General features: G+C 41.0%; 10 protein-coding genes. 3 read left to right on the forward strand and 7 right to left on the reverse strand.

What is annotated here, in order from left to right; all coding sequences use genetic code 11:
- Positions 1–39: 39 nt before the first annotated feature.
- Together ACYVIL_RS17435 and ACYVIL_RS17440 are read right to left on the reverse strand one after the other, a co-directional pair.
- Positions 40–2,181 (reverse strand): FAD-dependent oxidoreductase, encoded by a 2,142-nt coding sequence (locus ACYVIL_RS17435; RefSeq protein WP_460313768.1) that lies wholly within the window; start codon positions 2,179–2,181, stop codon positions 40–42.
- Between the two features lie 7 nt (positions 2,182–2,188).
- The gene (locus tag ACYVIL_RS17440) at positions 2,189–4,534 is read right to left on the reverse strand and encodes a TonB-dependent receptor (protein WP_460313770.1); all 2,346 of its coding nucleotides are present in this window, start codon (positions 4,532–4,534) and stop codon (positions 2,189–2,191) included.
- Positions 4,535–4,941: 407 nt separating this feature from the next.
- Between ACYVIL_RS17440 and ACYVIL_RS17445 the strand changes: the two genes are divergently transcribed.
- On the forward strand, positions 4,942–5,364 hold the full coding sequence (locus tag ACYVIL_RS17445; protein ID WP_460313772.1) for a hypothetical protein: 423 nt from the start codon (positions 4,942–4,944) through the stop codon (positions 5,362–5,364).
- 161 nt (positions 5,365–5,525) lie between these two features.
- Here ACYVIL_RS17445 and ACYVIL_RS17450 read toward each other — a convergent pair whose 3' ends face one another.
- From ACYVIL_RS17450 to ACYVIL_RS17470, 5 genes are all read right to left on the reverse strand, one after another.
- Entirely contained in the window at positions 5,526–7,328 is a 1,803-nt protein-coding gene (locus ACYVIL_RS17450; RefSeq protein WP_460313774.1) for a sensor domain-containing diguanylate cyclase, read from the reverse strand.
- Between the two features lie 548 nt (positions 7,329–7,876).
- On the reverse strand, positions 7,877–10,444 hold the full coding sequence (locus ACYVIL_RS17455) for a DUF7453 family protein (RefSeq protein ID WP_460313776.1): 2,568 nt from the start codon (positions 10,442–10,444) through the stop codon (positions 7,877–7,879).
- A gap of 127 nt (positions 10,445–10,571) precedes the next feature.
- Positions 10,572–11,393: a M90 family metallopeptidase gene (locus tag ACYVIL_RS17460; protein ID WP_460313778.1), complete on the reverse strand. Its 822-nt coding sequence runs from the start codon at positions 11,391–11,393 to the stop codon at positions 10,572–10,574.
- Between the two features lie 336 nt (positions 11,394–11,729).
- Positions 11,730–12,587 (reverse strand): glutathione-dependent disulfide-bond oxidoreductase, encoded by an 858-nt coding sequence (gene yghU / locus ACYVIL_RS17465; protein ID WP_460313780.1) that lies wholly within the window; start codon positions 12,585–12,587, stop codon positions 11,730–11,732.
- 35 nt (positions 12,588–12,622) lie between these two features.
- A complete protein-coding gene (locus tag ACYVIL_RS17470; protein ID WP_303475176.1) occupies positions 12,623–13,177 on the reverse strand; it encodes a carboxymuconolactone decarboxylase family protein in 555 nt (184 codons plus the stop codon).
- A 191-nt stretch (positions 13,178–13,368) separates the two neighbouring features.
- Between ACYVIL_RS17470 and ACYVIL_RS17475 the strand changes: the two genes are divergently transcribed.
- Positions 13,369–14,034 carry a haloacid dehalogenase type II gene (locus ACYVIL_RS17475; protein WP_303475177.1) on the forward strand — a complete coding sequence of 222 codons (666 nt, stop codon included), beginning with the start codon at positions 13,369–13,371 and terminating at the stop codon, positions 14,032–14,034.
- 379 nt (positions 14,035–14,413) lie between these two features.
- On the forward strand, positions 14,414–15,007 hold the full coding sequence (locus ACYVIL_RS17480) for a PEP-CTERM sorting domain-containing protein (protein ID WP_460313783.1): 594 nt from the start codon (positions 14,414–14,416) through the stop codon (positions 15,005–15,007).
- Positions 15,008–15,328 lie beyond the last annotated feature (321 nt).

A 15,328-nucleotide genomic window follows, 5' to 3' on the forward strand; every position in this document is an offset into this window, starting at 1 on the left:
TGCTCGCACTAAAACAACCTTATCACCCCATTGGTTAAGCTATTTACGTCGCCACGTGTGAAAACGCTCAACGAAAGCCAGTAGTTTTTGAGGTGCGTTATTTTTCTTCCAATTTCCTGCAACGTTTTTATTCGCTTCTGCCATCGTAGGATAGATGTGAATAGTACCCAAAAGTTTATTTAGACCTAATCCATGTTTCATGGCTAAAACAAACTCGGCTAATAGTTCGCCGGCATTTGCACCTACAATGGTGGCTCCCAGAATTTTGTCTTTTCCAGGTTTCGTCAACACTTTAACAAAGCCTCGTGCGTGATCATCAGCCAACGCGCGGTCTAGGCCGCCAATATCATAACGAGTCACTTCAACTTCAATACCTTTTTCTTTTGCGGCTACTTCATTTAGGCCTACTGTAGCAATTTCTGGTTCAGCGAAGGTTGCCCAAGGGATAACACTATAATCCACTTTAAAGACTTTAAATGGTCTAAACAGCGCATTTACTGCGGCATACCAAGCTTGATGGCTTGCCGTGTGAGTGAACTGATATGGACCTGCAACGTCACCGGCCGCTAAAATATTAGGATACTTAGTCTGTAAAAAGTCATTAGTAATGATAGTACGGTCTGTCTCGATGCCCAGTTTATCTAATCCAAACCCTGTTAAGTTCGCTTGACGGCCAACAGCTACTAAAATTTTATCAAATGGAATACGTTCTTGTTTACCTTCAAATTCAACAACTAACACATTTCCTTCGGTGCTGGTTTCAACTGCCATAGCGCTGGTATTCAGGCGTAAATCGATACCATCTTTTTCAAGCTGAATTTGCAAATGCTTAGCCGCATCTGGATCTTCTTTACTTAACACCTGGTCGCCACGTTCTATTTGGGTCACATGGGTGCCTAAGCGACCAAACGCTTGTGATAATTCACAACCAATTGGACCTCCACCAAGCACAATTAGGCGTTTAGGTTGTTCTTGGATCTCCCAAAGATTATCAGCCGTTAAATAATCAATCTCTTTCAAACCTGGAATGTCAGGTACAAAAGCGCGAGCTCCGGTAGCAATTACAATATTGCGAGTGGTCAGAGATTGCACTCCATCTGCGGTTTGAATATCTACCTGCCAAGGCGAAACGATTGTGGCATCGCCGATAGCAACATTCACGCCCAATGACTCGTATCGCTCTACAGAATCATGGGGCTCGATAGATTTAATGACACTGTGAACTTTGTTCATCACCGCTTTAAAATCTACTTTGGGTGCATCGTAGGTTACGCCGGCATTTTGTGATGTGTGATGAATGTGCGCTAATTTACTTGCATGTAATAAACTTTTAGATGGCACACAACCAGTATTTAGACAATCGCCGCCCATTTTATGACGTTCAACTAAGGTTACTTTTGCTTTGATGGCAGCAGCAATATAGGCGGTAACTAAACCGGCAGAGCCTGCTCCAATCACAACCAGATTACGATCGAATGTTTTGGGTTTTTTCCAACCTTTATATACCCGGCGCTGCTGCAACGCACTGAGTATAAATTTAGCCAGAATAGGGAAGATACCTAACAGCACAAAGGATAAAATCAGATCGCCGGAAATAATGTCAGACAATTGATTAATTTCAACTAGCTGGGTACCGGCATTTACGTAAACAGCTGTACCAATTAACATACCGATTTGGCTAACCCAGTAGTAAGTCCAGGTTTTGATACCGGTAACACCCATTACTAAGTTAATGATGAAGAAAGGAAATAGTGGTACTAAACGCAAACTTAGCAGATAAAAAGCACCGTCTTTTTCGATTCCTTTATCGATAGACTCCAGCTTTTTCGAGAAGGTGCTTTTAACCCAATCTCGCAATAAAAAACGGGATGCTAAGAATGCGAGAGTCGCGCCGATACTTGAAGCGAATGATGCAAGTAACAATCCCCATCCGAAGCCAAATAATGCGCCAGCGCCTAGTGTAAGAATGGCTGCACCTGGCACGCTTAACGCAGTAGCGACTGCATATATAATTAAATAGCCAAAAAATGCCACTAACCAGTTAGCTTCAATGTATCCAGCCAATGCTTGTTGATTGCTCTTTAAGCTTTCAAGGGTGAGGTATTGGTTAAGATCAAAGATAAAAAAGCTAGCAATTAATGCAGCAATGACAATGATCAATATTACACGTTTACTGTTCATGTGGTGTTTAAGCCTTAAAATTGTATGTATAAGTTAACTGAACATTTCTCGGAAGTTCAGGGAAAACTAAAGTTGAACCAAAATAGCCGCCTTCAAATACCGGGCGCCAGTTTTTTTCATCGGTTAAATTACGCACTTCTAAGCGCAAACTCGATTGCTCTGTCAGCGCAATATTAGTATTCAAGTTAATGGTTATTTGGTCGCGTATTAACACGGTTGCGAGGTAATCCAGAGGATAGCTTTTAGTATAAATGGCAGAGCCAGAGACATCCCAATTATCCAATATTTGATATCCTGCATTGATGGAAACTGCTTGCTGCGGAATGCCTTGTACTGGTTGATTTGATGGGGCAAAACCCGCGAAGTTAGGAGCGCCTATGCCGGTGCCTTGAATAATATCAGGTCGCGAGTTGTCGAACGCATCAGCTACTTGTTGAGAGTCTTGGGCACTGGCGGAGTTATCGTAGCGAGCATCTAAATAGCTGTATCCAAGGTTAGCCCAAAACACCTTTCCTTGATAAAACACTTGAGCTTCAAAACCCTTGGCGATTATCCCTGTATTGCTACCGTCTCGGTTGCGTAAACTGCGAGATTGTTCAAATATTGAGGCATCAGCATACCAAGGTGTATCAGCAGGAGAGTATTTAAAGCCAACCTCATAAAGTGTATTTTCGGTTGCAAAGTTCAAAGGGTTAATTTTATTGTCTGCACCTAAAACGGTTCCGCCGCCCATACTGTTAGAGGTTGCTTCGTTATAACTATAAGTAGCGTAAGACACCACAGAGTCAGTTACTTTAAAGCGTGCTGAGGCCGAGCCAGAGTATAACCAAGTAGAGAATGAGTCTTGGGCTGCTATTTGCCCTAATGGTGCCAGCGCATCTCTGACCTGAACATTGTAGTGATCGGCTCGGATGCCGACGGTGGTGCTAAAGCGATCGTTCCAATCACTTTCCTGTTCCACAAATAAACCCGTTTGCCACGTTGTCGAATCAGTGGTGTCAGATAACGAAAAGTCATTTGAACCATCGCTGTCAATATCGTAATTAGCACCGGGAGACACAAAAACCCCAGGTCTTAACTCAACTAATCGTGCTTTTTGCGCGTCAGTTAGCGGAATTCGACGTTGTTCGATACTGCCAAGTAAATCAATAGGCAAGTCGGCTTCGGTGGTAAATTGACTATATCCCAATACATTGTTGTAACGTATGTCAATCCCCCAAGTTGTTTGTTGCTCTGCATCCCAAATGGAGTGAATCTCAGTACGGTTTTGCGCCGTTTTTGCACCATCAATAATCTCCACAAAACTGTTTTGGGCAATCTCTTCGCGGTCTAAATATTGAAAGTAGCTTCGGTTGGTTAAACTATGGATTGAATTTAATTCTCGCAGGTAAGTACTATGCAAAACAAATGTTTGTGCATTATTGATGTTGTCGGGATCAGTTAACACCGTGCTACGAGGAATTGCCACTTCACCGGTTGGTGACACAACGGCGAATGCACCAGGGATGTCTGAACCATTAGGTTGAATACCTTGCCCGGTAATATATAAACCATTGTCTATCAAGTTTTGGGTAGGACGGTTAATACCTGCGTTGTCAGTGAAATCCACGTCATAATATTCGAAACTGATATCCCAGCTAGATTTGTCATCAGGCAGCAAGCGCAATGTCACGAATAAATCTTCACTCTGAAATCCGCTGTAGTCGAAATAACTATCATTGTCGATATACTCAGCGCTTACGCGAATCCCGCTCTTACCTTCTTCAATGGCAGTATTTATATCTAACTGAGCACGATAATGTTGCCAACTTCCTGCATTAGCCTGAACTTTGATATCGGTACCAGATAAAGAAGCCACTTTATTGTTTAGATTAACAAAACCGCCGTTTCTTTGACTTGAGCCTAAAATGACAGAAGGGGCACCCTTTACTACGTCGATTTGGCCGACACTGTTAAAAGACAGGGGGATACCAAAGCCGTTGTTACCTGCTTGACGTCGCATACCTTGTTGAAATAATTCACCTAGCTGGCCACGAATCGTCGGTAAACTTGGCGCCCCAAAACCACTTGCTGAATAAGTATTTGGCACTAACGTCAGCACGTCTTGCAAGTCATCAATAGACAATTGCTCTAACATATCCTCAGAAATAGAGGATATTGAGCGAGCAATTTCCGTTAAGTTTTTATCTTTCCCGAATGGACCATCGATGACCGCGTTCTTAGGTGATAAAACAAGGGCTGGCTGCACTTCGCCTGTCACTATTACATGTTCAATATTATTGTCTTGAGCTGCAACGGGGTAGGTCATAATCAAACTAACACCGACTAACAACTGCTGTGATTTGGTTACCATTGCTGTTCCTAAAATTAATCACTCTGAGCCTAAAGACCTAGCTGTGCCGATTTTTATTGCACACTTATTACAAATAAATTGAAATTTAGTTATTTATATAAACATTAATTATGGTTTACCCAGAGTGATAAAAAATGCTTCAGCACTTTTTCATCGCCTAAGTGCTTTCTCTACTTCCGCTTTATACCAACAGAACTTCATGTTGTTGGTCTCTATATATGTATTATCCACCGAGAAAGTTCTAAACAACTAAAAAAAGCTGAAAGAAAATTTAGAAGAGTCGGTCTGATGATATTCCTGATCTTAGGTAACGGCGCTAGAAAGGCTGAAATCTCATCTAGGTCAATCGTTGCGTCGACTAGAGACGTCAAATAAAAAATAATTAACTGAGTTACTAAGGAATTTAAATGAGTGAAGTACTTCCTAACGAAATTCGCAGCCGCTTACAGTGGTCGCTTTTAGCAATGAGACTAGGCGTTTTCTTAGTCATGTTTGTTTGGACATTGGATAAATTTATTAATCCAGGGCACAGCATTAGAATTTTTGAGAAATTTTATTCAATTCCCGGTATGGGCGAAACTATGGCTTATATCTTAGGGGCATTGCAGCTTTTACTGGTCATAGCATTTGTCGCTGGTGTGAAAAAGCGTATCACCTACGGTCTGATATTTTTGCTTCACGGAGGATCGACGTTATCGGCCATGAATCAATACTTAGACCCATTCAATAACTTATTATTCTTTGCAGCATGGCCAATGTGGGCAGCGTGTTTCGCACTATATTTATTGCGCACTGAAGATACTAAATTTACCCTGGCCAAATTCTCCTAATACCGCTCTATTCTCGATTCATGCTAAGTTGCCGGCTCGGCGACTTAGCTTTCATTTAGGCTGTTTGTTTCCGCGCCCATCATTATTAAGTTAACCTGGCGTAGATTATTCTATCGTGACAAATAACAGTAAAGCCAAGACCCTATTGATAACGCCAATATTTAGCAAACCCTTGGCCGACTTTGGTTACGGCCGTTCGCTTTGGCAATATAAAGTTGTTGGTCAGCCTGACTAAGCAGTGATTTGCGATCGTCCTCAAGGGTGGGAACCATAGACGCAAATCCCACACTTAAGGTTATATACGGAAAGTTCTTTTGATCATCACGGGGGATATTTTCTGCAATTACGGCGTTGCGGATTCTTTCTGCGATTTCCCAAGCACCTTTTTCGTCAGTTTGCGGTAAGACTAATATAAATTCTTCGCCGCCATAACGAGCCAGTAAGTCGGTTGGACGCTTAATTTGCTTGAGAATACTACTAGCGACCCGGATCAGTGCCGCATCTCCTTTTTGATGACCGTAATTATCATTGAATGCTTTAAATTGATCAACGTCACATAAGATAAGTGCGATTGGCGATTGTTGACGCTGGGCCAAAGCCCATTGAAGTCGGTAGGTTTCATCAAAAACTCTTCGATTAGCAATTCCGGTCAAGGGATCTTTCTGAGATAGTGCTAATAAACGAACGTTGGCTTTTTCGAGCTCTGTTGTGCGCTGGACTACACGTTGTTCAAGTTGAGTAATGGAGACAATTTGGGCACTTGCTAAACGGGCCAAGCTTGAAGATAAACGCCTCACTTCGGGTATAAAACTATGTTGGAAAGGCGCTTTTTCCAATTCGTCTAACGCGCCATCTAAGGCCATTTTACTGATGTTCTCAATGGGCTTGGCAATTAGCTTTGTCACTGCCGCACCTAAAGCAATCATCCCTAATAAAGTGGCTAAGATCAGAATAATGGTATCGGAAGTTTTTCCTTTAATCACGGATATGGTCACGTCAAGGGGTTGTAGAACTGCCAGCTTCCATACTTTCCCATAACCTAACTGAATGTCTTTTGAGGTGACAACGTAATCGCGATTATTCAACTCTATGAGTTCTTCAGAAGAGCCAAGATGAAGGAATGCTGCCAAGTCATTTAGTAAGGTATTTGGATGATTGCTTAAGGTGAAACGTGTATTGGTTAACGGATTGGCGACCAAGTAATTTTCCTTCGTTGAAGCAAGCAGGGTTCCGTCTTGTTCAAACAAAAAAGCGATGCTCTGGTTGTTCAATTTGAGTTTATTAATGTATTCACTTAAGCGATTGAGGCTCATATCAACCGCTGCTACGGCAATGGGTTCGTTTTGTTCATTTCTTATCGCCCGTGAAAAACTAATTGCGTACTTTTTACCTTCAAGATATTGGTAAACCTTGCCCCAACATGGGGTCTGTGGTTGTGTGATGGCACAACGCATAAAGGGGCGTAAGCGAGGATCGTAAAAGCCAATATCTTTATGCAGTTCACTGGGCAAATCTTGCTTATTTAACGAATACCCTTGCAAATGCATTTCATCATTCATCAAGTTGGTGGCTATTTCTAGAGTACTACTATTTTGCGGGGGTCTGGAGGCTGCGATATAGCCCCCATCATTGAATGCCAGAGTTACAAAGTTGAGTTGATCAGATTGACGTAATTGATTTAATAGCCAAGGAGAGTTGCTAAGGGGGTCATCGCTGGAGAGTACGCCTTTTTTTAATGCTTGGGCATTATTTAACACCAAGGTAGGCATTAGATCCATGGTATTATTTATGTAGCTCTCGAGGTGTTGGCTAATTAACTCGTTGAAAGTATGCGCCATTTCTATCGCTACAGCGCGATTATTATTGTAAGACACTCCAGCAAAAATAGCTGTTGCGCTAATAAGCAAACAGGTAAAGGGCACTACGATTAAAATACGTAGGGGTAAAGAGCGCGGTATATTCATAGTAATTTTTATCTTTGTACAACCAAGCTAAATCTAAAAGGTAATCTATGACAGGAATTCCCTGTATTTACTGCAGATAAGCATAGGGTTCTTGACAGTGTTAATTTCGTGTCTAAAAACGATAGAATTACTCAAAGGCAAACAAATAGGTTTTGAGGTATTCAGTATGATTGTAATTATTTTACCACTAGATAAATAAGAATAGACAGCACAACATGCTTTTTATCAAACCTATGACAAGATACCGTTAGTGGCAGAGTATGGAGCGCATTGTTTGGATTGCATCGTTTTGGCAGAGTAGTTTCGACAGTGTAGATTTAACAGTATTGTTTCGGGCCTAAGCACAGTATAGATTTGCGCGAATGAACTTAGGTATTTTTTATTTACACAAAGCCGGCCATTGCATCAAATTCTAAATAGCTAATATGGCTCTTTAATGCAGTTGAAACAGACTATTGTCAGTTAATAAAGTTTTAACTGACTGCATTAACCGTTTTCCAATGAGATAAATTTTGATTACCAACTTAAACGAAAAATGTCGTTTGAGCTTATTCAGCCCTTTTGCTATCAACAATATATCTGATTAAGGGAAGCAGTAACAATAGAAACAATCCTATATTTATTGCGCCGCTTCCAGAGCTTGCATCTGTATCGAGAGGATCAGCATCTTGCGTTACTACTAGTTCTAGTTTAGTCGTCGATTGGTTGACGGACAGTTGCAAGCCTTGTTCGCTTAAATCAGGAACCATTAAGTTATCAAACTCACCTGAAATTTGTCCGGCCTGCAATAACTCGACGGTGTCGCCATCGCTTAAATTCAGGTTATCTGAAATAGTTAATTGCAATGTGCCTCCTAAGGAGACTGTATCTCCAACATCAATGGCACTATAACTTTCACCTCGTTCTAATCCTGCAATTGCTATTTTTAGTGCGCTATCCTCGGTCAAATTTAAACTGCCTTGAATGGTCAACAGGCCTGGTTCATCAGTTAACTGTATTTCGCCATTAAAAGTGACAGTGCCGTTTCCTTGAATGGGGTTTACCCCTGTAAAATTTGCTAGGAAAGTTAATTGGCTTCCTTCATTAATGGTAATTTGACCATCGTTAATCATCTCACCGGATATTGTTAGTGACTGATTTTCCAATACCTCTATGAGCCCCTCATTTTGTACACTTGAATCTATGCTGCCTTGCCCAAAAATGCTTGAACCAGAGTGAACTACCAAGCCACCGGTCATGCTCAAAGTACTGTTTTGAAGGGTGAGGTCAATACTGCCAGAAGTGCCGCCTAACGATAGTGATTTGATTGTTGTGTCTGCAATGGGCCCAAGAATGTCGGTTGGTTGCTCGGGGTTTAAAATGACATCTGTAAATTGGTCAGGTAAACCGCCAAAATCCCAATGTGACACATCATCCCAAACGCCGTGTGTCACGTCAGTACGCCAACCAAAGTCGGGTATCCAGGCGAGAATCCCTCGATGGCCATCTTCATACCTTACTGTGTATACCACTGTGCCTGTATCGCTTAAACCATTTGCTGGGCCATATGGATTGTTATTAAAAAAAATCTCGCTGATAACTTTACCGTTATGCTCCCGTCCCCCGCGTTCTATGGTTTCGTAATGTACCCCATCTGTGATAATCAAAATATCTTCTGTCCGCAGATAAGCGCCTTCATCATCGAAGACTTCTTCTAAAGCCAAATCGGCTTGAAATACCACTAAGCCACTATTGTTGATTGCCGGATCTTGAAAATTTCGTAGGCTGCCATCTTCATAGCTCAGGTGTTTTCTGGCTAGTTCTAACACCTCTGTTTCCGATGCTCTAAATACCCCGTTAATCTGAGCATCTTCGGTTAATAAGTCGACTATTAGGGCCAATTGTCCCAAATCGTTCATCGCCGGGCGCGGTGTAGCGCTGAAGGGGCTAAGTAGGTTGCCATACGTGGCAGTACCATCTGGTGTCGCTTGGCCTTTTTGTAGAATATTTTTAATGGATAAGTTGTCGGCTAAAAACAGACCAGAGCCATTTGTCACGGCAAACCCGTTTTCATCTTGCAACATTCCTTTAAAACCTATTTGATTATGGTTATTAATTCGAGCATCAGTTAATGCGGAAAAATAACGATTTTCTGTATCATCAGTGGGGGCTAAATCACCTTCATGGACAACCAGAGAATAGCTAGAACCGGAAACTTTATATAAACCTGAATTGTTATTGACGTCTTCGGAGTCATTTTGGCCTGAAAATACACCGTTGCCGTTGTCGTTGGTTTCTAGCCCGCCAGGATGAGTTAAAATGCCGCCATTTACTGAATCACCCTTGCGCACAAGTTCATCAATTGAGTTGTCATTAGAACGTTTAAAATAAGCTGTGTTGTCTTCTGTGTCATTTTCAGTATTGTCTAAACTTGAAAAGAAAATAACCTGGTTGTTACTGCCAATTCCAACTAAGCTAAATATATTAAATTCTCGGTACTCACCATTTCCCGATTCAACAGTTGCACCTGCTTCAGCAATTAGAACAATTGAATTTTCAGATTCTACCGCAATAATTGAATTGCCAAGTTCGTTAGAATTCGGTACTAAGGGTAACATCAAGGCCAAATTAGTGAAATCGCCGGCAGCTAGGGAGTCGCTGAGTGGTCGATTGGTTATCCTAAAAGAAATATCAATATATAAATCGCTTATATGAAACGAACGATCGCTAACGGTTAATAATTGATTCTCTCTAATGACTTCTTCAAGGGTAATAACCGCTGGATTGACTGTGCTGGGCAATGCCATGCGATAAAGTGCGGTATCATCTGCTTCACCTTCACTGGTATTTATTAATTGAGCTGTAAATATCACCTCGTTGAAAGAGTTAATTGTCGCACCCAAAAAAATATTAAATTGTCCGTTATTGCCTGGTACTGTCTGTTCGCTTTGCGCAATTGTTTGCCTGGAACTTGCGAAACTAGATTGACTTAGCAGTATTCCCAAAAGGCTGACAATACTGAACATTGAACAAACTTGATGACTAAAATTCCATTTCTGCATAATTCTATCTAGGGTTGATGTTGGCATACCTAAAAGTGTAATAGATAGCTGCATACGTTGATTGATTATGTACACGTATTTTTTGTACTTTTAACACTCAATTTTCAATTGCTACTACGCAGTTTAGGTTCAATTCAATCTAAATCGTTGCGTTGCATTATTGTTAGCTAAAGAGATACCGAGTCTAATAGGTCGTCTACGTTTACCAAAGGCTAGGGTCTACGCGGTAGTACAAACTTAATTGTTCATAGAGTTTTGGATGTTCATGCCTGAGTTGTTTAGCTTTTTCAAAAAACACTTCACTTGCCACTGCGAAGAATTCGGCAGGATTGGTAGCGCCATAATAATCAAATATTGAGTGGCTGCCAGAATTAGCCTGGTATTTAAGTTGTTTAAATTGATCTGAAAAAACATCAGCCCAACAGGCGTAACTTTGAGCTTTACCTAAAATTGGCGCACCGTCGGCTAAACCGTCTTCTTGATCTAATTGATGTGCAAACTCATGGATCACCACATTGTGGCCATCGTCAGGTAAATAAGCACCATCGAGGGTATCTTGCCAAGACAATACAATTTTACCAAACCCCCAAGATTCTCCCGACATTGCGACATGTTGGCTAAAATGCACACCGTCTGAGCTGCGAGTTTGTTGTTGCTTAGTGAAGGCGCGAGGATAGACTAATATTGTGCGTAGTTTTGGGTAATAGTCGGTTTTACGGTTGAGCAATAATAAACAGGCTTGGGCTGCGATCGTTACTCTGATGTCATCGGAAATTATGACACCATTGCAGCCGATAAACTCTTTTTCGGCTAAGAATATTTGGATATGCTGTTTTAACTGTAATTGTAAATCCGCAGGCATTTTTCTAAAGTAGGGCATTCTGTGTTTCAGAATCTTTCGCCACTCCTTTGGAAAGGGCACTTGATTTACTCTTTTTCGTTTGAATTCACGCCAATAGGGTTTGCCGATTATGACGGCAATGATTACAACACCAATAAACAACGGTAATAAAATAGGCAGCATGAGTCTTTTTCAAAAATATTCTTCATTGATAAATAGGTCTTAAGCAACTCTTTTCAAGCGTTAACTTCACTATTATCAATCATCAAGTTTGACTGTATTCCGGTTTTTAGGTGTCGCATTTAAAGTATTTAAGGTATTTAAGGTATTTAAGGTGACAGTCTCTGTAAATAGTGCTGTGAGGGATGCCGCATGATCACAGGAATGGATTTTTTGATGCCTAAAGTGAAAATGTTTGTTTGCATGCTAAATCAAACAATTGATTTTTATTAATAAAAAAGCCAAACAACCCTAAGCTTGTTTGGCATTTATAATAATCGTTTTTACGGGGGCAAACCGTTACTCTGGTTTTAATTTTAAAACATTATCAATATCTTCAGCACTATGACGATTTTCAAGGTACTCCCAAGGTTCTCCCCAACTGCGATTAACAATGCGGCCTCGTTGAAATGCGGGGCGAGCTAACAAGGCTTTTGCCCAACGTTGTACATGTTTGTAATCTTCAACTTGCAGGAAGTCCTTGGCTTCGTATGAGTTGTTTATAACAAGATTGCCGTACCATGGCCAAGTTGCTATATCAGCAATGCTTAATTCATCACCCGCAAGAAACGTACTCTTTGCGAGTTGCTTATCTAACACATCTAATTGGCGTTTAACTTCCATGGTGAAACGATTAATTGGGTACTCGTATTTCTCTGGCGCATAATGGTAAAAGTGTCCGAAGCCGCCCCCTAAATAGGGGGCAGAACCGTGCAGCCACATCAACCAGTTCATTACTTGAGTGCGTTCAACTACATTTTTTGGAAGTAAAACGTCAAATTTCTCTGCGAGATAAATGAGAATAGACGCTGACTCGAAAACAGGCAACGCTTCTTCATAGGAGTGATCCACCAAGACTGGAATTTTAGAATTAGGATTGAGGTCGACAAAGCCTGATGAAAATTGATCACCTTCACCAATTTTGATCATATGAGCATCATATTCGGCGTCTTTGCCCAATGCTAACAACTCTTCCAACATAATAGTGATTTTTTGACCATTGGGGGTGCCCATCGAGTACAGCTGCAATGGATGTTTGCCCACTGGCAACGCTTTTTCGTGTGTCGCGCCTGACACCGGGCGGTTAATACTTGCCCATTGACCCCCACTTTCAGCGTCGTGAGTCCAAATGTCGGGTGGGGTATATTGTTTGTCCATTATCATCACTCCTATAGTGATTGTACGATTAAATATTACGCTTCTTTAGACCATGCAAACTGTTCAAACGGTTTGTCTACTGGCGTGCTAGCGATGTGATTTGTGTAATTGCTAATCACTTTTTGAGACAATGCCAAAATAATTTCTAACACTTGCTGCTCACCGTAACCCGCAGCGTAGAATTTGTCTAAATCTGTTTGGGATACAATTCCACGATTACGCACAATGGTAATTGTTGTATCAAACAATGTTTGCAATTTAGCAGTTGGCATTGGTTCTTGATTACGCAACGCTTCTGTGATCGCTGGGTCAACTTTCATAGAGTTTGCAATAAAAGTGTGCGCCGGCACGCAATAGCTACAGCCGTGCTCTACATTAATCGCTTGCCAAACCACGGTCAGCTCTTCTGCGTCAAAAGAGGTATCCATAAATAACTGGTGTAATCTTTGGTAAGCCTCAAGTGTTTGCGGCGAGCTTGCTAGTACACCGTGCAGATTTGGTAGCATACCAAATCCTTTCACTGAATTTTCTAACAATGGTTTACTGTCTGCTGGTGCGGATTCTATAGTGTGGATAGTCAATGTTGTCATCTAATGTTCCTCAAATTTTGGGTTATTTTAGTATTTTTTATACCGATAGGTACGGTTTAATGGTTTGCATTGTACCGAACGGTACGTTAAAGTCAACGGTGATGTTTGGAAAATCTAATTATGAATCTTGTTTAGCCTTTTAATTGAAACCTAATAGGCTTAAATTTATGGTAAAAGTGGGGAAGGGTTGTATGAAGCTAAACTTGGCATTTGATGTTTATGGAACACTAATAGACACCCAGGGGGTGTTGCAGCAATTAGAAAGTTTGGTTGGCAGTAAAGCGCAGTTGTTTTCCGATTCGTGGCGAGCAAAGCAATTAGAATATTCTTTCCGTCGTGGATTGATGCAACGTTATGAGCACTTTTCTGTTTGTACTAAAGACGCGTTGAATTTCACTTGTGATTTACTCAATATCCATTTGACTGAGGAGCAAAAACTACAGCTTCTTAAGCAATACAGCGGTTTACCGGCCTTTAATGATGTTGCACTTGCCCTTCCTAAATTGGCAGAAAAATATCGATTGATTGCGTTTTCCAATGGTGAGTCTGCTTCGGTTTGCAGCTTACTCGAACAGGCTAAAATTGCAGATTACTTTAGTGCAGTGGTAACTGCCGATGAAATCAATACATTCAAGCCCGATCCAAAGATTTATCAACATTTGTTAAATAGAATTGACTCACAAGCAAAAGATACCTGGCTGATTTCAGGCAATCCATTTGATGTAATCGGAGCGAAGTCCTGCGGGTTACATGCGGCTTGGTTAAAACGCAGCCCAACTGCTGTCTTTGATCCTTGGGGAATAGAACCTGATATTGAAATAGGTCAATTAGGAGAATTACTGCATAACCTTGAGTAGCGCATTAGTTGAATTAATCTCAACTCTAATTAGCGCTTTTGATACTCGAGTTTGAATAAAGCTGGTCGTCTTAAGTGCCATAAGCAGTCAGTCAAAGTTCGGTAAAATTACTCTATTTTGCTGATTAAGCAATATTACTTGCAAATCCGCCCAGCACCTCAATTAGGAAAGCAAGACAATTGCGTCAAATGTTTACGTTTCCTGGCCCAACTTGTGTCAGCTTTCTTTGCACCGTTTTTTTTCTATATGTCTGCGAATATATAGGTATATGAATATATGTAATATTTTGTTATTGGTTTATTTCTTGCTTAAAGTGAGTATATGAAAAATATCTGTATTCTAGTTTAGTGATCCCCACAAAAATAAATAGGAATAGGCCATGAAAATAACAGAAAAAGTTCTTTCTCTTAAGTTGTATACAGCAAAAATTAGTTGTTTGTTTGTTTTGTTGTTCGGTGTTTCATTTTCAGCTCACTCTTCGCTGATTTTTGGTTTCTCTTTTGCTAATAATGAAGGTAACCGGGATGGAGTTGTTAGTGGAAGAATAATTGGCTTGCAAGACAACCTTGATAATCAGCAAGCTTTGAGCATCTGGGTAGATTCAATGCCAAGTGGCTTAGGGGCTCCTAGTCAGCCAATAGATTTGCTGACTTTAAACAATACAGCTGGCGGTTTCTTTCAGTCTTTTTCAGTATTGGGCGGACAAATCACAGATTTTAATGTGGGGCTCCAAGGCAACTTTGGACCATTGGATGATTCCGCAACATTTGTTACCTTCGTTCTAAATCAAAGTTATGGTTCTGGTTTCGGGACAGTATCAAACGCATTAACGTTTGATAATAGTCTGAATCTTACGGGCAACTCCTTGGGCGTAAATGGTGTGAGCTTTGAGCAGGTGGCAGTCCCTGAACCAACTACTCTCGGCTTATTTGGCTTGGCGCTACTTGCAATGCGCCGCTTCAGACGAAGCTAAACAGCAACAATTCATATCATGGGGGGACTACGGCTCTTTTTGTTTGATTTGTAATTTCTTGATATCGGAATTTGAATGAGACTCTCGACATTATGCGCCGACATCAGTGGTCAGTTGAGCCGACGTCTAAAACAGCACCAGTGATGCTCTGCTAAACGCATAAAGGGATCGTTCAGAATTGCTGGGCTGACCGACTGCTTCACGCCCTGAGTCATTCAACAAGTGTTTTATGTTGCCAATAGCGGAGAATTTCTCTCTTTCAGCGCTTTTAAATACTTTGACTCATCATAGGGAGTTCTTGTATTCCAACATTTATAAACA

Source organism: Aliiglaciecola aliphaticivorans (assembly GCF_054782055.1).

What these genes read in the sequence shown, in the direction of transcription:
- ACYVIL_RS17435 (WP_460313768.1), bottom strand. Translation starts at nt 2,181, where the DNA reads ATGAACAGTAAACGTGTAATATTGATCATTGTCATTGCTGCATTAATT.
- ACYVIL_RS17440 (WP_460313770.1), bottom strand. Translation starts at nt 4,534, where the DNA reads ATGGTAACCAAATCACAGCAGTTGTTAGTCGGTGTTAGTTTGATTATG.
- ACYVIL_RS17445 (WP_460313772.1), top strand. Translation starts at nt 4,942, where the DNA reads ATGAGTGAAGTACTTCCTAACGAAATTCGCAGCCGCTTACAGTGGTCG.
- ACYVIL_RS17450 (WP_460313774.1), bottom strand. Translation starts at nt 7,328, where the DNA reads ATGAATATACCGCGCTCTTTACCCCTACGTATTTTAATCGTAGTGCCC.
- ACYVIL_RS17460 (WP_460313778.1), bottom strand. Translation starts at nt 11,393, where the DNA reads ATGCTGCCTATTTTATTACCGTTGTTTATTGGTGTTGTAATCATTGCC.
- yghU (WP_460313780.1), bottom strand. Translation starts at nt 12,587, where the DNA reads ATGGACAAACAATATACCCCACCCGACATTTGGACTCACGACGCTGAA.
- ACYVIL_RS17470 (WP_303475176.1), bottom strand. Translation starts at nt 13,177, where the DNA reads ATGACAACATTGACTATCCACACTATAGAATCCGCACCAGCAGACAGT.
- ACYVIL_RS17475 (WP_303475177.1), top strand. Translation starts at nt 13,369, where the DNA reads ATGAAGCTAAACTTGGCATTTGATGTTTATGGAACACTAATAGACACC.
- ACYVIL_RS17480 (WP_460313783.1), top strand. Translation starts at nt 14,414, where the DNA reads ATGAAAATAACAGAAAAAGTTCTTTCTCTTAAGTTGTATACAGCAAAA.